The sequence below is a fragment of the Oscillospiraceae bacterium MB08-C2-2 genome (genome assembly GCA_035621215.1).
In the GTDB taxonomy this organism is placed as follows: domain Bacteria; phylum Bacillota; class Clostridia; order Oscillospirales; family Ruminococcaceae; genus WRAV01.
In genome coordinates this window covers 3139871-3160501 of record CP141729.1, presented here as the reverse complement: position 1 = coordinate 3160501, position 20631 = coordinate 3139871, and the positions used below count along the sequence as shown (strand labels likewise).

The 20631-nt window shown below is 49.3% G+C and carries 22 protein-coding genes; 4 read left to right on the top strand and 18 right to left on the bottom strand.

The window, feature by feature from the left end:
• Positions 1–12 precede the first annotated feature (12 nt).
• The 14 genes from rpmC to U6B65_14250 all read right to left on the bottom strand — a co-directional run bounded on the left by rpmC (position 13) and on the right by U6B65_14250 (position 8844).
• Positions 13–216: a 50S ribosomal protein L29 gene (gene rpmC, locus U6B65_14315; GenBank protein ID WRS27479.1), complete on the bottom strand. Its 204-nt coding sequence runs from the start codon at positions 214–216 to the stop codon at positions 13–15.
• Positions 213–641 (bottom strand): 50S ribosomal protein L16, encoded by a 429-nt coding sequence (rplP, locus tag U6B65_14310; GenBank protein WRS27478.1) that lies wholly within the window; start codon positions 639–641, stop codon positions 213–215. The genes rpmC and rplP overlap by 4 nt, the downstream gene beginning before the upstream one ends.
• Positions 641–1336, bottom strand: a complete 696-nt coding sequence (rpsC, locus tag U6B65_14305) for a 30S ribosomal protein S3 (protein WRS27477.1) — start codon at positions 1334–1336, stop codon at positions 641–643. The genes rplP and rpsC overlap by 1 nt, the downstream gene beginning before the upstream one ends.
• 19 nt (positions 1337–1355) lie before the next feature.
• Positions 1356–1694 (bottom strand): 50S ribosomal protein L22, encoded by a 339-nt coding sequence (rplV, locus tag U6B65_14300; protein ID WRS27476.1) that lies wholly within the window; start codon positions 1692–1694, stop codon positions 1356–1358.
• Positions 1695–1718: 24 nt separating this feature from the next.
• Positions 1719–1994, bottom strand: a complete 276-nt coding sequence (gene rpsS / locus U6B65_14295; protein WRS27475.1) for a 30S ribosomal protein S19 — start codon at positions 1992–1994, stop codon at positions 1719–1721.
• A gap of 23 nt (positions 1995–2017) precedes the next feature.
• Entirely contained in the window at positions 2018–2851 is an 834-nt protein-coding gene (gene rplB, locus U6B65_14290; GenBank protein ID WRS27474.1) for a 50S ribosomal protein L2, read from the bottom strand.
• Between the two features lie 73 nt (positions 2852–2924).
• On the bottom strand, positions 2925–3221 hold the full coding sequence (rplW, locus tag U6B65_14285; GenBank protein ID WRS27473.1) for a 50S ribosomal protein L23: 297 nt from the start codon (positions 3219–3221) through the stop codon (positions 2925–2927).
• A complete protein-coding gene (gene rplD / locus U6B65_14280; GenBank protein WRS27472.1) occupies positions 3221–3844 on the bottom strand; it encodes a 50S ribosomal protein L4 in 624 nt (207 codons plus the stop codon). The genes rplW and rplD overlap by 1 nt, the downstream gene beginning before the upstream one ends.
• Before the next feature lie 17 nt (positions 3845–3861).
• On the bottom strand, positions 3862–4497 hold the full coding sequence (rplC, locus tag U6B65_14275) for a 50S ribosomal protein L3 (GenBank protein WRS27471.1): 636 nt from the start codon (positions 4495–4497) through the stop codon (positions 3862–3864).
• 62 nt (positions 4498–4559) lie between these two features.
• Positions 4560–4871 carry a 30S ribosomal protein S10 gene (gene rpsJ, locus U6B65_14270; protein ID WRS27470.1) on the bottom strand — a complete coding sequence of 104 codons (312 nt, stop codon included), beginning with the start codon at positions 4869–4871 and terminating at the stop codon, positions 4560–4562.
• A 756-nt stretch (positions 4872–5627) separates the two neighbouring features.
• Positions 5628–6362 (bottom strand): DUF1266 domain-containing protein, encoded by a 735-nt coding sequence (locus tag U6B65_14265; GenBank protein WRS27469.1) that lies wholly within the window; start codon positions 6360–6362, stop codon positions 5628–5630.
• 109 nt (positions 6363–6471) lie between these two features.
• A complete protein-coding gene (gene alr / locus U6B65_14260; GenBank protein ID WRS27468.1) occupies positions 6472–7668 on the bottom strand; it encodes an alanine racemase in 1197 nt (398 codons plus the stop codon).
• 75 nt (positions 7669–7743) lie between these two features.
• Positions 7744–7911 (bottom strand): hypothetical protein, encoded by a 168-nt coding sequence (locus U6B65_14255; protein ID WRS27467.1) that lies wholly within the window; start codon positions 7909–7911, stop codon positions 7744–7746.
• A 150-nt stretch (positions 7912–8061) separates the two neighbouring features.
• Complete coding sequence (locus U6B65_14250; GenBank protein ID WRS27466.1) at positions 8062–8844, bottom strand: inositol monophosphatase family protein; 783 nt, start codon at positions 8842–8844, stop codon at positions 8062–8064.
• 321 nt (positions 8845–9165) lie between these two features.
• On the opposite strand from U6B65_14250, the gene U6B65_14245 reads away from it, so the two are divergent.
• Complete coding sequence (locus tag U6B65_14245) at positions 9166–10350, top strand: MFS transporter (GenBank protein WRS28962.1); 1185 nt, start codon at positions 9166–9168, stop codon at positions 10348–10350.
• Positions 10351–10590: 240 nt separating this feature from the next.
• Here U6B65_14245 and U6B65_14240 read toward each other — a convergent pair whose 3' ends face one another.
• The 4 genes from U6B65_14240 to U6B65_14225 all read right to left on the bottom strand — a co-directional run bounded on the left by U6B65_14240 (position 10591) and on the right by U6B65_14225 (position 14608).
• Positions 10591–11814 (bottom strand): BTAD domain-containing putative transcriptional regulator, encoded by a 1224-nt coding sequence (locus tag U6B65_14240; GenBank protein ID WRS27465.1) that lies wholly within the window; start codon positions 11812–11814, stop codon positions 10591–10593.
• Positions 11815–12179: 365 nt separating this feature from the next.
• Complete coding sequence (locus U6B65_14235) at positions 12180–12686, bottom strand: L-2-amino-thiazoline-4-carboxylic acid hydrolase (protein ID WRS27464.1); 507 nt, start codon at positions 12684–12686, stop codon at positions 12180–12182.
• An 80-nt stretch (positions 12687–12766) separates the two neighbouring features.
• On the bottom strand, positions 12767–13426 hold the full coding sequence (locus U6B65_14230) for a YIP1 family protein (GenBank protein ID WRS27463.1): 660 nt from the start codon (positions 13424–13426) through the stop codon (positions 12767–12769).
• 165 nt (positions 13427–13591) lie between these two features.
• Entirely contained in the window at positions 13592–14608 is a 1017-nt protein-coding gene (locus tag U6B65_14225) for a Gfo/Idh/MocA family oxidoreductase (protein WRS27462.1), read from the bottom strand.
• A 1250-nt stretch (positions 14609–15858) separates the two neighbouring features.
• Between U6B65_14225 and U6B65_14220 the strand changes: the two genes are divergently transcribed.
• The 3 genes from U6B65_14220 to U6B65_14210 all read left to right on the top strand — a co-directional run bounded on the left by U6B65_14220 (position 15859) and on the right by U6B65_14210 (position 20623).
• Positions 15859–17388, top strand: a complete 1530-nt coding sequence (locus U6B65_14220; protein WRS27461.1) for a diguanylate cyclase — start codon at positions 15859–15861, stop codon at positions 17386–17388.
• Positions 17389–17491: 103 nt separating this feature from the next.
• Positions 17492–19078: a diguanylate cyclase gene (locus tag U6B65_14215; GenBank protein WRS27460.1), complete on the top strand. Its 1587-nt coding sequence runs from the start codon at positions 17492–17494 to the stop codon at positions 19076–19078.
• A 330-nt stretch (positions 19079–19408) separates the two neighbouring features.
• Positions 19409–20623, top strand: a complete 1215-nt coding sequence (locus U6B65_14210; protein WRS27459.1) for a PLP-dependent aspartate aminotransferase family protein — start codon at positions 19409–19411, stop codon at positions 20621–20623.
• The last annotated feature ends 8 nt before the right edge of the window (positions 20624–20631 follow it).

The window sequence follows — 20631 nt, the reverse complement described above, 5'->3', positions numbered from 1 at the left end:
TCCTCCCTTCCCTTACTGTTTCACGCTGCCAAGTTCGCGCTGCTTGATAATGGTTTTCACCCGGGCAATATCCTTGCGGACAGTCTTGAGCCGCATGGGATTCTCAAGCTGGTTGATAGCGTGCTGGAAGCGAAGATTGAAAAGCTCGGCTTTAAGATCGCTCAGCTTTTGACCCAGCTCAGCCTCGGAAAGTTCCCGAATTTCGGTAGCCTTCATATCTGATCGCCCTCCTTATCTTCCTTGAGAATAAACTTGCACTTGATCGGCAGCTTGTGGGATGCAAGGCGCATAGCCTCACGAGCAAGTTCCTCAGAAACGCCACCGATTTCAAACATAACACGGCCGGGCTTAACAACAGCCACCCAGTATTCCGGGCTGCCCTTACCGGAGCCCATGCGGGTTTCGGCGGGTTTTTCAGTAACCGGCTTATCGGGGAAAATCTTGATCCATACCTGACCGCCACGCTTGATGTAACGGGTCATGGCGATACGAGCGGCCTCGATCTGGTTGGAAGTAATCCAAGCCGGCTCGGTGGCCTGCAGGCCGAAATCACCGTAGGTGACCTTATTGCCGCGGGTGGCCTTGCCCTTCATGCGGCCTCTGTGAACACGTCTGTATTTAACTCTCTTAGGCAGAAGCATTAACGTTTGCCTCCTTCCCGATCCCTGCGGGGCTGCTGCTTTCTGACATCCTGTAGCACCTCTCCGGCGTAGATCCAGACCTTGACGCCGATTTTCCCGTAGGTGGTGTTGGCTTCGGCAAAGCCGTAGTCAATGTCAGCTCTCAGGGTCTGCAGAGGAATGGTGCCCTCATGATAATGTTCAGTACGGGCGATTTCAGCGCCGCCCAAACGGCCGGAAACCTGAACCTTGATACCCTTGGCACCAAAGCGCATGGCTCTGCCGATGGCCTGCTTCATGCAGCGGCGGAAAGAAACACGTCCCTCCAACTGAGCTGCAATGTTTTCGCTGACAAGCTGGGCGTTTTTATCCACCTGCTTGACTTCAACCACATTAACATAAACAGCCAGCTTCTCAGAGCGGTTTTTGTTGATGATAGTTTCGCACTGCTTGCGGGTTTTTTCGATTTCGGAACCACCCTTGCCGATAACAATACCGGGGCGGGCGCAGTGAATGTGAATGCGCACCTTAGTGGCATCACGCTCGATTTCAATGCGGGGGATACCAGCGTCATACAGAGCTTTCTTGAGGTACTTGCGCAGGTTATAATCCTCAACCAAAGTATCGCCGAAAGCATTGTCACGAGCAAACCAGCGGGAATCCCAATCCTTGATTACACCAACACGAAGACCGTGCGGATTTACTTTTTGGCCCATAGTTTACCTCCTCTTTCGACTATTCTTCGCGCTCTTTAAGCACAATGGTAACGTGTGAGGTTCTTTTCAGAACCCGGAAAGCTCTGCCCTTGGCCGAGGGACGAATCCTCTTGAGGGTCGGCCCGGGGGTTACAAAGCATTCCGCCACATACAGGGAGTTTTTATCCATGTTGTGGTTGTTTTCCGCATTGGCCATTGCCGATTTCAGAAGCTTCTCAAGCGGCTCGCATGCGGATTTGGGGGTATACTTCAATATAGCAGTTGCCATATCAACCGGCTTGTTGCGAATCAAATCAAGCACAATTTGCACCTTGCGGGGCGAAATACGGGCATGTTTTAAATAAGCCCTTGCTTCCATGTGTCTTCCTCCTTTCGGCACCTTCTATTTGCCGCTCTTTTTGGCTCCGGCATGGCCGCGGTATGTGCGCGTAGGCGCAAATTCTCCCAGCTTGTGGCCAACCATATCCTCTGTAACATATACAGGAACATGCTTTCTGCCGTCATGCACCGCAAAGGTGTGACCCACAAAATCGGGGAAAATGGTGGATGCGCGGCTCCATGTCCTGAGTACCTTTTTCTCTTTGTTCTCGTTCATATCCTGAACGCGCTTGAGCAGCTTAGGTTGCACGAATGGTCCCTTTTTTACGCTTCTGCCCATCTGTGAATGCCTCCTTTCAGCCCTTACTTGGCGCCTCTGCGCTTAACAATGAACTTATCGCTCCGGTTATGCTTCTTGCGAGTCTTGTAACCCAAAGCCGGCTTGCCCCAAGGGGTAACAGGTCCGGAACGGCCCACAGGGCTCTTGCCTTCACCACCGCCGTGGGGGTGATCGCAGGGGTTCATGACAGAACCACGAACCTGAGGTCTCCAACCCATGTGGCGTTTACGGCCGGCTTTACCGTAGGATACATTTTCATGGTCGGTGTTGCCGACCTGACCGATGGTAGCCATGCAGCCAACCGGTACGTTGCGAAGCTCGCCGGAGGGCAGTCTAACCAGTGCGTAGGCACCTTCTTTAGCCATGAGCTGAGCCATGATACCAGCGGAGCGGGCCAGCTGAGCGCCTTTTCCGGGATAAAGCTCTACGTTATGGATAAAGGTACCAACCGGAATGCTGGCCATAGGCATTGCATTACCGGGCTTGATGTCTGCGCCAGCACCAGAAACGACAGTGTCGCCGACTTTCAGCTCGTTGGGAGCGATGATATAGCGCTTTTCGCCGTCTTCATACTGAAGAAGAGCAATGTGGGCGCTGCGGTTAGGATCATACTCCAGAGTCAGAACAGTGGCAGGAATGCCGGCCTTGTCCCGCTTGAAGTCGATGATACGGTATTTGCGCCGATTGCCGCCGCCTCTATGGCGAACAGTGATACGGCCCAAGTTGTTGCGGCCTGAATTTTTCTTCAGGCTGGTGAGCAGGCTTCTTTCCGGCTCAACCTTTGACAGCCCCGAGTAATCCGTAACCGTCATTTGGCGGCGGGAAGGGGTTGTCGGCTTAAAGCTCTTTATAGCCATGTGAGTTTCACTCTCCTCATATTATTTTGCGGGGTTATGAGAACCCCATACACTAGGCTAGGAGAACCTGCCCTTAGACCATGCTCTCGAAGAACTCGATGCCCTTGCTGTCCTCAGTGACAGTAACAATGGCCTTTTTCCAGCTGGGGGTAAAGCCGGTGTAACGGCCCTGCCGACGCTCATGGCCACGGACATGCATGGTGTTGACCGCCTTAACCTTGGTACCGGGGAAGAGGCTTTCCACCGCGTGGCGGATCTCGATCTTGCCGGCATCCTTGGCTACCTTGAAGGTATATTTCTTGATGGCGATTCCGGACATGCTGCGCTCGGTGATAACCGGAGCCAGAATAATATCCTGTGGTGCTTTCATTATGCATACACCTCCGCGATCTTGGTCACGGCATCTTTTGCCACAATAAATGTGTCGCAGTTAAGAATGTCGTACACATTGAGGGTACCGGGGATTGCGGTTTTGACGCCGGGGATGTTGCCAGCACTGCGGATGATTTTGTCATCCACGCTGGGCATCACGATAAGGGCCTTTTTCTTTGCGCCAAGAGCGGTCAGCATTTTGACCATATCCTTGGTTTTGTAGGCATCCAGTGTGATGGAATCAACAACGATCATATCGTTATCCAGCACCTTGGAGGAGAAAGCCGATTTAATGGCCAGTCTCTTCACCTTTTTGTTGAGAGAGTAGCTGTAATCCCGGGGCTTGGGGCCCAAGGCAATACCGCCGTGTCTCCACTGGGGAGCCCGGATGGAACCCTGGCGGGCATGTCCGGTTCCTTTTTGTCTCCAGGGCTTGCGGCCGCCTCCCTGTACCTCGGTCCGGGTCAGTGTGGACTGTGTGCCCTGACGCTGATTGGCGAGGTAATTCACAACCGCGGCGTGCATAACGGACTTGCTGGGGTTAATACCAAAAACGGTATCCGCAAGCTCCATATCGCCGACCGATTTGCCGGTCATATCATATACTGTTACTTTAGGCATTGTGTTTCCTCCTTCCCTTAAGCCTGCTTGACGCTGTCAGTCAGGTAAACGATGCCGCCCTTAGGGCCGGGCACAGCGCCCCGCAGCGCAATCAGGTTGTTCTCAGCGTCGATCTTCACAACATCGAGATTTTGAACGGTGACCTGCTCAGCGCCCATGTGACCAGGCAGTTTCTTGCCCTTCATAACACGGGAAGGTGTGGAGCAGGCGCCCATGGAACCGGCGTGCCGATGAACAGGGCCGCCACCGTGGGATTTCTTCTGGATAGCGCCATTGTGACGCTTAACGGTACCGGCATAGCCTTTACCTTTGGACACGCCGCAAACATCAACAGTATCGCCCACCACAAAGGTATCGGGCTTGATGATGTCGCCTACGCTGACAGCGGAGCAATCGTCTAAACGAAACTCCTTCAGATGGCGCTTGACAGGCAGATCGGATTTTGCAAAGTGGCCCTTGAGGGGTTTGCTTGCAGCCTTATCCGAGATGTCGCCATAGCCGATCTGCACGGCTTCGTAGCCGTCGTTTTCGACTGTTTTCTTTTGAACGACAACACAGGGGCCAGCTTCCAAAACGGTTACAGGGATCACTTTTCCGTTCTCGTCAAAAATCTGGGTCATGCCGATTTTTTTGCCTACGATGCATTTTTGCATACTCTGTTTTTCCTCCTTCAGGTTATTGGTTGGCCCTTAGCCAACGTGACCTTGCCTACGCCTTAAAGTTTAATTTCAACTTCGACGCCAGCAGGGAGCTCAAGACTAGTGAGGGCTTCCATTGTTTTGTTGGAAGGTCTCAGAATGTCAATGAGTCTTTTGTGGGTTCTCATCTCAAACTGCTCACGGCTGTCCTTGTACTTATGAACAGCACGGAGAACGGTTACGATCTCTTTTTCGGTGGGAAGGGGGATGGGGCCGCTTACACGGGCTCCGGTCCGCTTGGCTGTCTCCACGATCTTAGCCGAAGAGGCATCCACCAACTGAGGGTCGTATCCTTTTAGTCTGATCCGAATTTTTTCCTTGACTGCCACATTTATCGCCTCCTTAAGTTTTGCTTTTGGTGACGCTTTTCCTATCATCCACTGTGCCGTGTGTTTCAAACTTTCCCATGTAAAAACCCGGCTAAACCATGCAAGCATGGGTTTATCCGGGACTTTTCGCAGTAAAGCAAAACAGCCGCAAAACCCCTAAGGGCTTTGGCTCTTTTGTGAACAATAATAAAAGTCGCCCGGTTTGAAATCGGACATACTCCACAGAAATTCCCCGCCAATAAGCGGCAACCTCCTGCTTCAACGCATATCTTGTGCAGTCACGCTTGATTAGAATACCAAATTTTGAGGAATTTTGCAATCTTTTTTTTAATTTAACAAAAATTCCCTTATTTGACGGCTACAGGATTAATTATAGACATAAATTTAGATAATATGTCCAAATCTGGCTGCTCGAATAACAAAAAGCACTTCCCCGGAGCAAATCTTGTTCCGGGGAAGCCAATACAGCCCCAAATGGAGTGATTCGTTAAACCCAGTTTAACGTCCCTTTACCTGCTTTTCGGCGCTTGCATTTTCTAAGGACAATTTGAAAGAATATGGTTTTTCTTTGCCTACTTTTGGGCGCTTACATTTTCTGCGGAAAATGCAAAAGTGTCCTTCGCAAAGCTGCGGCCACAAAGCGCCTTATGGGGGAACCAGTTCCCCCATAGACCCCCTCCAGCCTCCGGCGGGGATAAGTGCAAAAGAATACGGTTTTTCTTTGCTTACTTTCTTTTTTTCTAAAAAGAAAGTAAGTTAAACAGCCAGCTTAAAGTCAACCTTTTTATAGATGCTGTTTTTGTTCTTGAGCAAATCGTCGGCCACCTGCCGGTTTTGCTCCACATCACCATCATAGGTCAGGCAGCGGCCCAGAACCACACCGGCAAAATAATCTTCCCAGCTCTCATAACTATCCACAGCCTTGGAAACCGCTTCATCGATATAAGGCATAGCTTCTTCCTTGGTGAGATATTCCACGCCCACGCACCACCGGGCTACGGTGACAAGGCGATCCAAATCCCATGCTATAGAAGTGGTCATGGCCCCCAGCTTCTCCCGCTCGTAACCATACTCCTCCAAAAAGTCTATGGCCTTTTGGTAATCGGCCAAATCCGCCGCCAGATATTGCTTGACTTCGGAAGTAACCTCCATGCGTCCGCTGAAAATAGCCATCAGCTCATCGGAACCAATAAAATCATCGGTAGAAGCGGTCATGCCATCATAAAGAAGGCGCTCCATAGTGGATACCGCTGTATCGTAATCCAAAATGCCCCAGTATGTAACCAGCATTTCCTTATGGCGCAACTTATCCAGATCGTTCATAGGGCCAAGAGTGGTGAAATCCATCCCATTGCGCTGAGCCAGAACGGCGCCGAAGGCCAGCTTGCGCTGGAGCTCGGTATCCACCTCCGGGTCAGCCTGTGCACAGCCCGCTACGCTGAGCATAAGCACCACACTAAGCAGCAAAGCAAAAAAACGTTTGACACTCATAAAAAGCACACTCCTTTATACTCATAGACCTGCCAGATACAGCCGGGCCGTGCAGTCTGCGTTTAGAGTCCATTGCTTTTTAACTTCCCTGCATGCAGGTGGTTTTCTGCTATTTCACCGGGATTCTGCTGTAATCCACCACCACGATATCTTTGCCATTCCTGCGGTAAACCCGGGGCACACGTCGCCCCAAAAGGCAGACCTTCTCATAATTTACAGTGCCGCAAAGCTCCGCCATTTCATCAAAGGTCAGGGTGTTTTCGCCATCCTGCCCTACAATGGTAACCAAATCCCCGGCAGATACCTCCGGGATATGGGTCACATCCAGCATTAGCTGATCCATACACACCCGGCCTATGACATTGGCATATTGCCCCCGCACCAGCATCCGAGATTTGTTGGAAAGCGCCCGCTCATAGCCATCGGCATAGCCAATAGCCACAGTGGCAACCCGGGTCGGGCGATGGGAGTGATAAATCCGCCCATAGCTGACAGCGGTATTCTCCGGGATTTCCTTAACCATAGAAACAGATGAATACAGCTCCATCACCGGCTTAATATCCAGTTTGCCGGCACAGTCCCCGCTGGGCAGAAGCCCATAAAGCAAAATACCGGGCCGCACCATATCCATATGCATATGGGGATAGTTCATCACACCGGCGCTGTTGCAGCAGTGGTGCAGCTCAAAGAGAATCCCCCGCTCACTCAACTGCAAAATGATTTGTTCAAAGGCTTCGAACTGCCGGCTGGTATACCCGGCGCCATCCTCATCCAACTCATCGGCGCTGGCAAAGTGGGTGAAAATCCCCTGTGCCCGCAGGTTGGGGAGGCGGCATGCCTTGGTAATGTCCTCCACCGTTTGTTCCCATTTATCCTCCGCCGCCACAAAGCCCAGACGGGACATGCCGGTATCCACCTTAATATGCATCTGCAATGTAACGCCCGCATCCGCCGCCGCCGCTTGAAGAAGGCCGGCATATTCCAGCGAGTAAACCGCTTGGGTAATGCTGTGCCGGCTCAGCGCCCCAGCGTGCTCCGGCGGGGTAGCGCCAAAAATAAGAATGGGCTTTTCAATTCCCTGCTCCCGAAGAGCAATTGCCTCGTTGATATTAGAAACACCGAACCAGTTGACACCCAGCCTTTCCAGCTCGGCGGATATATAACATTCCCCGTGGCCGTAGGCATCTGCCTTGACCACTCCCATAAGCATACACGCAGGCTGGAGCTGCTCCCGGATCACCCCGACATTGTGCGCCAGATGATCCAGATTGACTACAGCCCAGCTCCGTTTTAAAAATTCAGGCATAGGGCTCACCTTCTCTATATATAAATCTTCGTTGCCACTGCGCCCTCAGGGGGTGCCGGGCTGTGAATCCTCGTGTTATGATTTGGAACGCATCAATGTAATCCCCGCTGTGTTCAGCAGCAGTGAAGTGACAAACAAAATGGAGGTCCAAAAGGTTTCCACTGTGATCATCAGTATAAGGGCCACCAGCAGGCACAAGACTCCCGCAAGCAGCAGCCAAATTCCAAGTTTTTTTTGCTTCACGCTTTCTTTCTCCTCCTGTGGCATTCATCTTCCATGTATACAGAAGCCTCTGCCTGCACAAAGCGGACAGCTTTCAAGCCTCTAAGTATATATACGAACAAGCGGCCAAAATTAGACCAGCTATAGCACTCAGGTTTTAATGGGTACCTTTTACCCCTTTCGGGAAATATACCCCATCAGTGTTTCCTGCAAAAAGCCGTTGGAGCACAAAACATCCTCCGGCCCAGTCAAAGCAAGAGGCTTGCCATCCCATCCAACGCATACGCCCCCGGCCTCCAGCAAAATCACCATACCTGCGGCAATATCCCAAGGCTTCAGGTTTTTCTCAAAGAAGCCGCCCAGCCGCCCGCAGGCTACCAGACAGATATCCAACGCGCCGGCTCCCATTCTGCGGATATCCACACAATCCCGGAAGACAGCCTCAATAATAGCAAAGGTTACGGCTGTATTTTCTTTATTATAAGGGTTGGTTCCCACACCAATAAGGGTTTCACCCATGGTGCGGTGCCCGGAAACATGAATGGGTTCCCCGTTGAGATAGGCGCCGGCTCCCCGCAGAGCAGTAAACAGTTCGTCGGTAAAGGGATTGTATACCACACCAGAGGTTGGAACCCCCTCCACCAGCAAGGCCACCGAAACGGCGGACTGGTTCATGCCAAAAATCAGGTTGCTGGTTCCATCAATAGGATCTACCACCCAAGTGGGCTCCACATAGCTGTAATCACGGTCATCGTTCTCTTCCGTTACAAAGTGGCTCCCCGGCAAAAGCTCTGCCAGCTCCTTGCGCAAAAGGGCATCCACCATCTGATCGGTTTGAGTAACAAAATCAAAAGCGCCCTTGGCCTTGATGCCGGTTACACTTTTTTCTTTGGCCAAACGTCCTGCTTCCAGCACCAGCCGGATTACCTCCTGATGAAGCTTTTCCAAATTCATGCTGCGCCTCCCACTATCGTTCCATGCCTGTGCATGGTTTCTTTTTTTTGCTGCGTGGTTCCAAACCTGAGAACACCGCTTCTCACAAACAGGCTATGCTCAAAAAACGACTAATCCTGCAGGGTATATTATGACACACTCCGCACCCACCCGCAAGCTTTCCGGCAGTTTTTCATTCTTTGCTCCATTTTTTTAGAGAATCGTTGCATTTAAGCGGCTATCCTGCTAAAATGAGACCGTTGCCGCCTTTCCATTGGCGTGCTGCATTGGTAGCCTCACACATCACCCTTTTAACACTGTCTGGAGGACGATACTGTGGCAATGAAAACCCGTTGGCTGCGTCTGAGCGCAGCGGTAGTACTGCTGATTTCCCTTGGCCTTATTTACGCCTGGTCTGTTTTTGTCAGCCCTCTGGAGGCCGAATTTGGCTGGGTAAGAGCTCAAACCACCATGACCTTTACTGTGGTTATGTCCTGTTTTTGTTTGGGCTGTCTTGGAGGCGGCTTTATTACCGCAAAAAAATCCCCACGTCTGGCGCTCATGCTATCGGCCGTTCTTTTGTTTTCAGGATTTATTCTGGCTTCCCGAGTGAGCACCCTCATGGGACTATATCTTTCTTATGGTGTGTGCATCGGCTTCGGTGTCGGGCTTTCTTATAATGTACTGATCAACATCACCAGCCGCTGGTTCCCCGATCGCAAAGGGCTTGCCTCCGGCATTATGCTTATGGGCTTTGGCCTTGGGAGCATGCTTCTTTCTTCCACGGCTACTGCTATGATGAAAAGCATCGGCTGGCGGCAGACCTTTATGCTGTTCGGCCTTATCTTCGGTGGATTAATTGCCTTAGGCGGCCTGACTGTGGCAAAGCCTCCGCAGGATTTTGCTCCGCCGGTTCCCGAAAAAGCGGCCGGTGCTTTTCAGGGGTTAAACCTGCCTCCTCTCAAGGTGTTACAGCGGCCCTCCTTTTGGCTGTTTTATTTCTTCTCGATCATGCTTACTTCCAGCGGCCTCGTCGTAATTGGACATGCCGCTACAGCCGCCATGGATTTGCAGGCCAATCAATCCACCGCCGCTTTGTCGGTGGGTGTATTCTCCATCTGCAACGGTCTGGGCCGCATTTTGTTTGGCCTGATTTTTGACAGGCTGGAAGTATCCAAGGCCCTGCGTGTAGCTCTGATCCCCACTGGATTGGGGGGTGCCTTGCTGACAGTGGCGATCCTGCAAGGGAGCCTGCCTCTGCTGTTTATCGGCTTTGCCTTCGCCGGCTTCTCTTACGGCGCCATCGCCAATTACAATTCCAGCTACCCTGCCGCCTTCTATGGCATGGAGAATTTCGGGCTGAATTTCAGCCTTATGACCTCCAACATTCTTTTCTCCTCTGTGCTTGGCCCTTATGTGGCCGCCGCCCTGCGGGATGCAACCGGTACATACGCCGCTTCTTTTCTGGCCATTTTAATTATGGGTCTGGCCGCAGGGGTTGCTTCCCTGTTTATTCGCAAACCTTAATCTTGATCACCCTTCACCCTCTTTCGGGAAAGCCGGAGGAGGGTATTTTTTATAGGAAGATGCGTTTTGCTGCCCCCATATATTTAACACCATTGTGTTTGTGAATGAGGTAAAAAGCATAAAAAATTGGCAGATTCATATTGGTAAAATCGGGGTATTAAATTTGCCAGCCATAAAAACCGCTATGAAAAAACGAAGCCTACTATCTGGTAAGCGCAGATAGTAGGCTTCGGATATTTTTTAAAGCTCCACCGGATCTAAAGGCCGCAGCTTCACATGAATCATGGTGGTTTTAGGGCGGTAGGTTTGCTTGTATTTTTTCACGATGCGCCCCAGCACCCGCTCGCAATTTTCATAAGTCAGAGTGGGCAGCATCAGCACATACTGCGAGGTGCTGAACCGGGCGTATATATCCCCTTTGCGCAGGCTATCCCGGATGATGCAGAACAGGCCATCCATTGCCTTGGTCTGCGCCTTTAAATCCAGAGCCTCCCCCGCCAAATCTGTAACCGTCAAAAGGCCGATAAAAACAGCTTGTCCAGAGCGTGCGGCCGTTCTGGCGCGAATACGATACATATTTTTAAACACTTCATATTCACAGTAAAAAGCACCATCTACATCCTTGGGCTCCCGCAGCTCTTCTTTAACCAGATCCAGATCAATTTCAACATCATGGATTTTGCGGGAAATCGCCTGGTACATCTGGCGCATTTCTGTTGAAAGGCTGACTCCCAGCTCCCGATAATAAAGATCGGTGAGGGCATTGTAGTGGGCAATGGCCTGAGCCTGCTCCCCTTGATGAATCAAAGACATCATCAGGTATTTGTGAGTGGATTGCTCAAAAGGATCGATGGCCAAAGCCTTGCGGCAAATCTCTTCCATGGTTTTATACTGCTGAGATTCCTGCAAAAGCTCCAAAACCTCATGGACACATTTGAAATACATATTTCGGTATTCCACACTTAAGGGCACAACCCAGCTTTCATAACGAGAGGCTGCTACAAAATCACCTTTATACAGCTCCACAATGGCTTTGTAGTGATCAATACGCTCCTGTATACTCAGGCCGGAGTTGGAAACAGCCTGACAAAGCTGAACAAAGCGCTCTGTATCCACCTCACAGGGAATATCGTTATTCCAGTGGTAACGCCCCATCTCATACAGCACAATACGCTTGGCGCCAGGAAATCCATGAGCAGCCAAAGCCGAACGGACACGATAAACCAAATTTTTAAGGGCGTTGGCGGGATTTTCGATGTTATCATCCGGCCACAAAGCCTCAATAAGCTCACCCTGTGTAATGCTCCGATGGCGATACGCTATCAAATATTCCATAAGATGCCAAAGCTGATGGGTGCGCATACTGGTATCGGAAATATGCGCATCGCCCGAAGTTATGCTGAATTCGCCAAACATCGTGATTTTCAGCGGCAGCTGGCCAACATCATGTTTAATCTTCCGCATTGCTTCCCCCCACCATTTCTGTTCCATTGTTAAAACGCTTCTGTCAATTTCGGCAGGTCACACTTGTGCTCCGAAAAAGATGTGTAATAGGACTTACCGGAAGGTGGATAAGACCTTAAAAGACAAAATATGTCACAAACTTTTTTCAGTATACCATAATTCGGGAAAATTGGAAAGTGGCTCCTGAAAATTTCGCCCAAAGCCGCACAATTGGAAAAATAGACCAGCAACGCCAGTATAAAGGCTTATTGCGTATTTTTCTTCTTACAAAAAGCACCTGTGCTGAAAAATTGAAAAAGGGTGGATCGATATCTTTTTCCGATACCGTCACACCCCCGATTAAAATTGTGTAAGTATTTTGTGATTTATGACTTTTTCAATCGATCAAACCGAATTTGGCATACAGGGTGACCCTGTGCAATGGTTTTGCCCAAAGTAAAGTTAAAATCTTCAAAGCAGTCACCAATGGCCCGATCACCTTCCATTGCCAGATCGCACAGCATATCAATTTCTTCCGGTGCACGGCCAATTTTGAGCCATTGCGCCACATAAGGGCAATAGTGAAAATCAATATAAAGATGGTCCTCATCCGAACGCACAGTTTCCATCTCATAAATGTTGCGGTCAAGGCCCTGCCCAAAAAGGGTGGCAAATTCCAGCATATCCGCAGGATTCTTCATAGCAGCTTTGGTCTCTTTTCCCGCCAGTTCCCCATAACGGTAAAGGGCACGCCGAGCATGCTCAATACCCTGGGCTCCGGCTACCTGTGCCTCCTCCAGCATATAACACATTGTAGTGGCCCGTTTCCCGCATTGTTTGCGCAGCTCCACTGTGGCCTCATCATGAATGGACGCATTGTTTATAAATTCCATTGTTTTTCCCCTTTGCCAAATATTCCCTTTTAAAGCACATCTGCCCCCAAACCAGCATAGCACGCTTGCCAATCACCAGCTTATTTCGGCATAAACAAAACTGGCACGGTCATGGCTGCCGTGGAAAGCACGAACAAAACAACCGTCAATGTAACCGCAGAAGATTTTTTCTCCATAAAGCTGCCATAGGCTATACCCAGTGCCACATACTTCCAAATCCGAAACAGGTTAAAACTCTGGAGCAGGGAAGTTACAAGCAGACCCGGAGCGGCTTCTGCCGAAATGAAAAGGGCTGGTGAAAAATCTACGTTTTGAATTCCCGCCATCATCAGACCGGCGGTAATAATCCCACCCAAGGCGGAAATAAGATTGCAGTAGCCAACAAGGGTGAGAGTCTGCTTAAAGCTGCCCTCACTATCCCGGAAGCCGCCTAGCAAAAACAAAACCAGCGAGAAAAGAAACCACAGAACAATGGGAGAAAGCACCACTCCCACCAAAGCCGATATCATGGTAATGCCAATCATGGATTCCAGCGCAGAGGCAGTCAGCTGCTGGCCCATCATTTCATATTGCCGCTTGAGCTGCTGAATCACCATCTCCCGGGTTTGCTGCATGGAAAGCGCGAAGGTAATCAGTGAAAGAAAAATAATGGCCACCAGCAGAATCCATGGGAAAGTCTTCTTTTTAAGAACGTTCTGCCCCACCTTGGCCGGGGCAATAAAAATATTCAGAAAATCCATCTGTCTTCCTCCTCAATGAAAGCTTTTTCACAGCGAACTAATTAAAGTATCCGCCAAAGCCAGTCAATGCAGTCTGTGGTTTATCCAAGGCTCAATGTATGAGCAGATTCATTGTAACACATTATGGGCTATTTGTAAAAATAATTAGATAGAATTGTGTCTTTTTTAAAAAGGAAATTCTGCTAAGCTTCGCATAGCTTCCATGGTTTCGCTCACCTGCATCATTAGATGGGTGGCATACTGATACTCTTCCCGGTACTGCTCCGGATTGGTTACATAATGATAGAAGCTTCTCGCTTCGTTGCCCATCAAAGCGGATTTCTCCGCCCCGCCAAAAAGCTCCTCACGGGAACCATCCTGCCAAATCACCCGCATCCCGGTTAACTGCGTGACCCGGTCAATCACAATCGTGCCCTTATCACCCATGATTTGGCTGCCCTGACAGGACTGCCCTACCTTGGAATAGCTCATAGTCACCAGCCGATCCGGGTAAATAAACTGGGCACTCCCATAGCCATCTGCGCCTGAAGAAAGGAACCCTGCGGAAAAATGCAGCTTTTGAGGAACCCCAAACCAATCCAGAACGGGGTATACCCCATAAACACCCATATCCATAAGCCCGCCTGCCGCAAGCCGGGGATTAAAAATATTCGGCAGCTCTCCCGCCATGAGCTGCGGATATTTGGAAGAAAATTTAGAGACATCCACATGGGCTGTGGTGATATTCCCAATTTTTTTCATAGCCTCCAGAAGAATTTTGCGCTGCGGGCAGTGCAGCATCATAATAGCTTCCATAAACACCAAGCCTTTTTCCCGGGCAAGGCGAACCAACTCTTTTGTCTGCTCCCCTTTGGCAGTTACGGATTTTTCACAGATAATATGCTTACCATGCTCTAAGAGCATCTTACACTGCTCATAATGCAAAGCATTTGGGCTGGCCACATAGACTCCTTCCACTGAAGGGGCCTTAGCCAGCTCCAAAAGACTTGTATAGATCGTGACTTCTTCATTAAGAGTATGCATAAATGCCTTGGCCGTTTCCTCCTTGCGGGAATACATGGCGGACCATTCCAATTCAGGGGTTAAGCGGGCACCTTTGATAAATTCAGCTACAATCCAGCTGCTTCCAATTGTGGCGTATCGGATTATGATATAGCCCTCCTTTCCGTTGTTTTGCTGCATGAAATCAAAACTATTTTTTCAGCACATTCAGTCACAAAATATCATCATTTTTATGAAATATATCACACAATACGCTTTGATGGAAACAGAAGCCAAGCATATACCTGTATCGTATGAGACAGGTGCCTAATTCCCTTTTATAATCAAGCATGGTATAGCATTTTTGCATTTGTGCAGCAATGTGTTTCTAACGATTCCTATCCTTAAAAATTACAATATTACGAATAAAATTTATTTTTTGCGCTTGTGGGTTCTCATATTTTTTAAAAAACATCTCGCTTTTTCAACAAAAACAGCACGCATCCAGTCACAAAGCATCCAGAAACCCCAGTCACACAAAGTAGAAACCCCTTATTACTAAGGCAAATTTAGTCAGATTCAACGGATATTACCTACCGTTCAATATCCATTTTTGTGACTGAACCCATTGCTTTTCTTTTTGAAAACAAGTATAATAAATTCTGTACTTTTCTTGTCTATTCCGCCTTCTTTCTCCGAAGGCCCTCAGCTTTGCAATGGCCGTCTTCCTGCAATTATGGAAGTATACCTTGTTTCGGGCCTCAATGCGGATTGATTACACTTCTATCGGGCCTTTGTAAGATAGCTAATTCTGACTACGAAGCACCTTATACCAGAGATACAAGCCCCGTTTGTGCCGGTTGCATCCTTGCGGCATAAGGCGTGGGCATTTTTAATACAGGTACTGGAGATACGGCAGCAGGACTGTTCTTCCGGCGTATCTTTAACATTAAGCTTGAAAACAGTATCCATAAGGGCAAAGCTGCCAGCCTCGCCGGTGGTCTCAGCTCATGAACAGTAAAAGCTCCGTTTGCCGGGAGGCAGATGCAGAAAGTGAATATACAACCAACTCTAAAGATCGCATTACCCCCGCTGAAATAAAAGCCCGGCTGACCGGATACTCTGGCCAGTCTTCTGGGCTTATTTTCAAGCGGCTTTCTTGCATCTATAATACCAGTCATTTATAAGAATGCCAAGCATTTATATTGGGTGGATCCAGGGATTGATTACGCAGAATCGAACACAAACACTCAGCTAACTGGTAAATACAACTTATATTTCATCCAAAATCTGCAAGCAGCAGCCGTAGCTGTCTTGTTTAGCAGCCACACGCCTGAGCTAAAAAGCATCAACCACCTGCTAAAGTATTTTACCTCTACAATTGCAGTTCCGTTTCTGCCGACTGGTCGATGTGTGCAGAAGCCGGAACGGCCGCCAAAGGAGAAATTTTGGTGAATAATTTTGTTGTTGCGTCTATTTATACACCCTTTCTGGTGGTAAACATCATGATGATTGTTTTGGGTTTTCGCCGGGATTTGGGTCAATATGTAATTCGTCGATATATCTTTCTTTCTATCAGCCTTGCGGCATGGCAAATCTGCGAGCTATTGATCTTCCTGTTGCCCGATGCGTTTTTTATTTTGTATTTTTACCATTTAAAAGCCGGTTTAACTGCTTTTACAGCATACAACACCTTTTTCTTGGTGCTTGGTTTCTATCGCTTGATGCAGCGGGTGCCTTCATGGCTTTCTACGGTATTGGCTATCCCGCCCGGTATCGCTGTTTTCCTGGCTTTATTAAGCCCGCTGGGGCCTTTTTTCGACACTGCGGTCACCATTCGTCAAATGGAGCCCTTGCGTATACTGGAACACGCCCCCAATGTATGGCTCTATTTCTATATGATTTATTGCTACGCCTTGGTTTTTGCATGCGCTGTGCTGATTTTCTTGCGTCACAGGCAGCTCCCCGCCGCCTATCGGGGCAGCTCTAATATTTTGCTTATGGGCAGCGGGGTCTTCTTCATCTGCCTGTTCCTGCGATATATTCCCATCCTGACTATTCCCTTTAACTTAATCATACTGGGTTTTTCTGTTTCTACTATTTTCATCTACGTGGCCACCATGGGTCCCCGGTCTGACTATATGAAGATCACCCGCAGTGAAATATTCAACTGTCTGGAAGAGCTTATTTTTATTTTAAATGTTGACAAGCGTGTGCTGGATGCCAATTTAATGGCACGGAAATGGGCAGAGGCATGGGGAATTCCATTGGAGGCAACCCTGTTTGAAGATATACTTTCACAACTGGAAAATGCCGGCCACCTGAGCAGACGGCCAGCTGAGGATGGTGTGGATTTGATCTTTTCCGAAGGGTCTCGTCCGACTGTTTATTGCATGAATGAACAGTCCATTACCAGCGAAACAGGTGCTTTGCTCGGCTCTTATATTACCCTGACGGATGTCACCCGCAATCGGCTGGTCATTGACTGGCTCAGGGAAATTGCGGGGACAGATACTCTCACAGGGCTTCCCAACCGCCGCAGTTACCAGCATATGCGGGATGAACTGGATATCCCGGAGAACCTTCCCCTCGGGGTGGTGGTAGGGGATGCCAACGGCCTGAAAGAGGTCAACGACACCCTTGGCCATCAGGAAGGCGATGCCTTTCTCAAAGCCATTGCACAGGTGCTTCAGGATATTTGCCCGCCTGAAGGCCGGATTGCCCGCGTAGGGGGAGATGAATTTGTGCTGCTGCTCCCCCGCCATAACAGACAGCAGCTTCGAATCTTGATTGACAGTATCGCTCAAGAACTGAATGAATTGGAAGTGGGCAACTTTGTTCCTTCCATCGCCTTTGGCTTTGTAGTGAAAACCGCACCGGAGCAATCCTTGGAAACATTGGTTCGTCTGGCTGATCGAAATATGTATCGCACCAAAGGAATCGACGAGGCCAAAATGCCGCCTTCGGTTGCCGAAATTTAACACCCTGCATTGCAGCCGTTTTATTCAGGCTATATGTTCTTGTGCCTATGTAACTGTTCTATCACTGTCGTCTTCCGACCGCTTAGCTTAGGAGGCCTCTCTTGTGATCAACACTGTTATCTTTAACTTTTACCTCCCCTTATGCATCTTTACTGCGCTCACTATTTTAATGGCATTTTTGCAAAACCGGAAGCACCGGATGTTTTTTCATTTTATACATTTGGGTATTTCCTGCTTTTTATGGCAAGTAGTCTCTCTGCTCTACACTTTTTCCCACAATCCCACTACAATCAGATGGCTGTTGGATATTAGGCTTCACTTTATGGCACTGACTGTATTTTCGATGCTGATCTTTATTCTGCATTTTTACCAGCTGCGCCGATTTTTGGGGCGAGCCTTGGTGATATTGATCATGGTGATTCCTCTGACAACCGGTATACTGGCTGTCAGCACAGAGCTCCACCGTTTTCTGCCTCAATGCATTCAAGTTACCTCTGTCGCACGTACAAATAGAATCGAACAGGTTCAAGGTGTATGGTTCTGGGTGCTTATGTCCTATTGCTATCTTCTTCTTGCGTCCACTTTGGCCGTGGTGATTTACCAGAATATTCACCTCCCCAAGAAAGTCCGGTTTTCCTCTTGTTTATCTGTCCTCACCATTGCCCCCACTCTAATACTCGGTGTTTTTTACTCCTTCAGTTCACAAAAGATATTGCCGGATATTTTTCTAATTGGCATTAGCCTGACGGTGATTATTCTATATTTCTCCATGTTCAAAAACAGCCAGATGGATTTTTTTATTTTGGCCCGCAACAATATTTTTGATAACCTAGGCACCGGCATTTTGATTTTGGATGACAACCGCCAGATTGTTGACCTGAACCAAGCCTCTCACAAAATGCTGGATCTGTTCGGTATTCCAAAATCGGTTAAAAACTTTGATAAAATCCCTCTTTTGATGAAAAAACATGGCACCCGTATTCATCACTCTGTGAGTGTAGATCAAAAGAAAAGCCCTGATCTTGGGATTGACTTATACGCCCACCGGAGTAGCACCACCGCTGTTTTCAATATACGGGAGCGCCCCATCATGGGTAAGGATGGTCAGAGCTTTGGCACCCTTGTAACCTGCGTGGATGTTACCCGCAACCGGCTCCTGATTGACCGTCTGGAAGAAAACGCCGAGATCGATGTGCTGACCGGCCTTTGCAACCGACGTGGCTTTGATCTGGCTCTTCAGCACGCCCTGAAAGACCGTGCTCTTCCCTTGGCCCTGATTTTGGGCGATGTAAACGGCCTGAAATCCATTAACGACAACTTCGGGCACCACCAGGGGGATGTATTGCTTCAGGTGGCGGCTGATGTTCTCAAATCCTGCTGCCCGCCTACAGGGCGCACCTACCGGCTGGGTGGAGATGAATATGCCATGCTCCTGCCCGGGCGTACCGCCCAGCAGGCACATCAGGTGATCGAAAATGTGCGAGCCAAGCTTGCATTAATCGAAGGCTATCCTTTTGCAGTGGGTATGTCTCTGGGCAGTGCCATGAAAAATGAGTTTCTGCGCACACCGGACGCTTTGTTTCATCAGGCTGACCGGGAAATGTATGCCGATAAAATCCGCAGTGCTAAAAAGCGCCTTCAGGAACGAACCGAGGTTGCCCTATGCGAGACGGTTTTCGGCGAGGTATAGGGCTTGCGGCCCACAATTTTATGAAACTGCTCTTGACATATAGGCTAAACTTGGTTAAATTAAGTAAATGAAAGTCCAGCATTCTTTCCCCTGCTGCTTTGGGGCAAAAATGGGTTCGCCTCCCGGCAAAAGGCACAGGAATGGCCGTATATGGGATTTACCAACCGTCTGTTGCTGTACCCGCAATGGGCGGTATTGTTTTAAGCAGATTTACCCGGCAACAAGGCAGACAAGCCATATGCACCCAGCTGTGTGGCTGTTTGACACATTCTGCTGTAACCGCTGGGTTTGAAGAATCCGGTTAATTAACCAAAGGGAGGCACCTTATTGATGGAAACCAATTGGAGCAATGCACATTTTGATACTATGCTGATTCATGCCGGTCAAGCCCCTGACCCTGTATCCGGCGCTTTGACCACCCCTATTTATCAAACCTCCACCTTCTGCTTTGACAGCGTTCAGGATGGTTCGGATAAATTTTGCGCCGCTAAGCCCGGTTATGTTTATACCCGTGCGGGCAACCCCACCACCCGGGCACTGGAAACCAAGCTGGCCGCCATTGAAGGCGGTGAGGATTGTGTTGTAACTTCCTCCGGGATTGGTGCCATCGGTGCGATTCTGGTGGCTTTTCTCAAGACCGGTGACCATATTGTGTGCGATGATACCCTCTATGGCGGAACCTCCTTTGTCATGCACACCAACCTTTCCCAGCTGGGAATAGAGGTTACCTTTGTGGATGCCTGCGATCTTTCGGCTTTGGAGGCTGCCATCACACCCAAAACCAAGCTGATCTATATGGAGACCCCCACCAACCCAACCATGAAAATCATTGATCTGGAGGCTGTGGCGGCTATTGGCAAAAAGCACAGCATTCGCACTGTTGTGGATAACACCTTTGCTCCGCCGCCCATTCAGTTTCCTCTTTCCCATGGGATTGATCTGGTGGTGCACAGTGTCACAAAATACCTCAATGGCCACGGTGATGTCATCGGCGGTGCCATTATCGGCAAAGCGGCGGATATCAGCCTGATTTCCAGCTCCGCTGTTCAGAAGCTTTGCGGCTGCACCCCCAGCCCCTTCAATTCCTATCTGGTGCTGCGGGGTATGAAAACCCTGAGCCTGCGCCTGAAAAAGCACTGTGAAAATGCCATGGAGATTGCCCGCTATTTGGAAGCCAATCCGGCCGTGGAAACGGTATATTACCCGGGTCTGGAAAGCCATCCCGGCCACGAACTGGCAAAGAAACAGATGAACGGCGTTTTCACCGGTATTATGGCCTTTGAGCTGAAGGATAACATCAATGGCAGAAGCGCTTACGAAGCTGGTCAGGAACTGGTGAACAACCTGAAGCTGATTCTGATTGCCGTAAGCCTTGGTGATCCCGATACCATTATCCAGCACCCTGCCAGCATGACCCACTCCTGTGTTCCCAAGGAGGAGCGGGAGGCTCTTGGCATTACCGATGGCCTCATTCGCCTCTCTGTGGGCATTGAGAATGCCGCCGATCTCATTGCCGATTTTGAGCAGAGCTTCGCTCGCCTTTAATGGGATCC

Bases quoted from the DNA above. Each gene is read 5' to 3' on its own strand.
- U6B65_14240 (WRS27465.1), bottom strand. From the start codon at position 11,814: ATGCGGAAGATTAAACATGATGTTGGCCAGCTGCCGCTGAAAATCACG.
- rplP (WRS27478.1), bottom strand. From the start codon at position 641: ATGCTTCTGCCTAAGAGAGTTAAATACAGACGTGTTCACAGAGGCCGC.
- alr (WRS27468.1), bottom strand. From the start codon at position 7,668: ATGCCTGAATTTTTAAAACGGAGCTGGGCTGTAGTCAATCTGGATCAT.
- rpsC (WRS27477.1), bottom strand. From the start codon at position 1,336: ATGGGCCAAAAAGTAAATCCGCACGGTCTTCGTGTTGGTGTAATCAAG.
- U6B65_14250 (WRS27466.1), bottom strand. From the start codon at position 8,844: ATGAATTTGGAAAAGCTTCATCAGGAGGTAATCCGGCTGGTGCTGGAA.
- U6B65_14210 (WRS27459.1), top strand. From the start codon at position 19,409: ATGGAAACCAATTGGAGCAATGCACATTTTGATACTATGCTGATTCAT.
- rpsS (WRS27475.1), bottom strand. From the start codon at position 1,994: ATGGGCAGAAGCGTAAAAAAGGGACCATTCGTGCAACCTAAGCTGCTC.
- rplB (WRS27474.1), bottom strand. From the start codon at position 2,851: ATGGCTATAAAGAGCTTTAAGCCGACAACCCCTTCCCGCCGCCAAATG.
- U6B65_14230 (WRS27463.1), bottom strand. From the start codon at position 13,426: ATGGATTTTCTGAATATTTTTATTGCCCCGGCCAAGGTGGGGCAGAAC.
- rplD (WRS27472.1), bottom strand. From the start codon at position 3,844: ATGCCTAAAGTAACAGTATATGATATGACCGGCAAATCGGTCGGCGAT.
- rplC (WRS27471.1), bottom strand. From the start codon at position 4,497: ATGCAAAAATGCATCGTAGGCAAAAAAATCGGCATGACCCAGATTTTT.
- rplW (WRS27473.1), bottom strand. From the start codon at position 3,221: ATGAAAGCACCACAGGATATTATTCTGGCTCCGGTTATCACCGAGCGC.
- U6B65_14245 (WRS28962.1), top strand. From the start codon at position 9,166: ATGAAAACCCGTTGGCTGCGTCTGAGCGCAGCGGTAGTACTGCTGATT.
- U6B65_14265 (WRS27469.1), bottom strand. From the start codon at position 6,362: ATGAGTGTCAAACGTTTTTTTGCTTTGCTGCTTAGTGTGGTGCTTATG.
- rpmC (WRS27479.1), bottom strand. From the start codon at position 216: ATGAAGGCTACCGAAATTCGGGAACTTTCCGAGGCTGAGCTGGGTCAA.
- U6B65_14235 (WRS27464.1), bottom strand. From the start codon at position 12,686: ATGGAATTTATAAACAATGCGTCCATTCATGATGAGGCCACAGTGGAG.
- U6B65_14225 (WRS27462.1), bottom strand. From the start codon at position 14,608: ATGCAGCAAAACAACGGAAAGGAGGGCTATATCATAATCCGATACGCC.
- rplV (WRS27476.1), bottom strand. From the start codon at position 1,694: ATGGAAGCAAGGGCTTATTTAAAACATGCCCGTATTTCGCCCCGCAAG.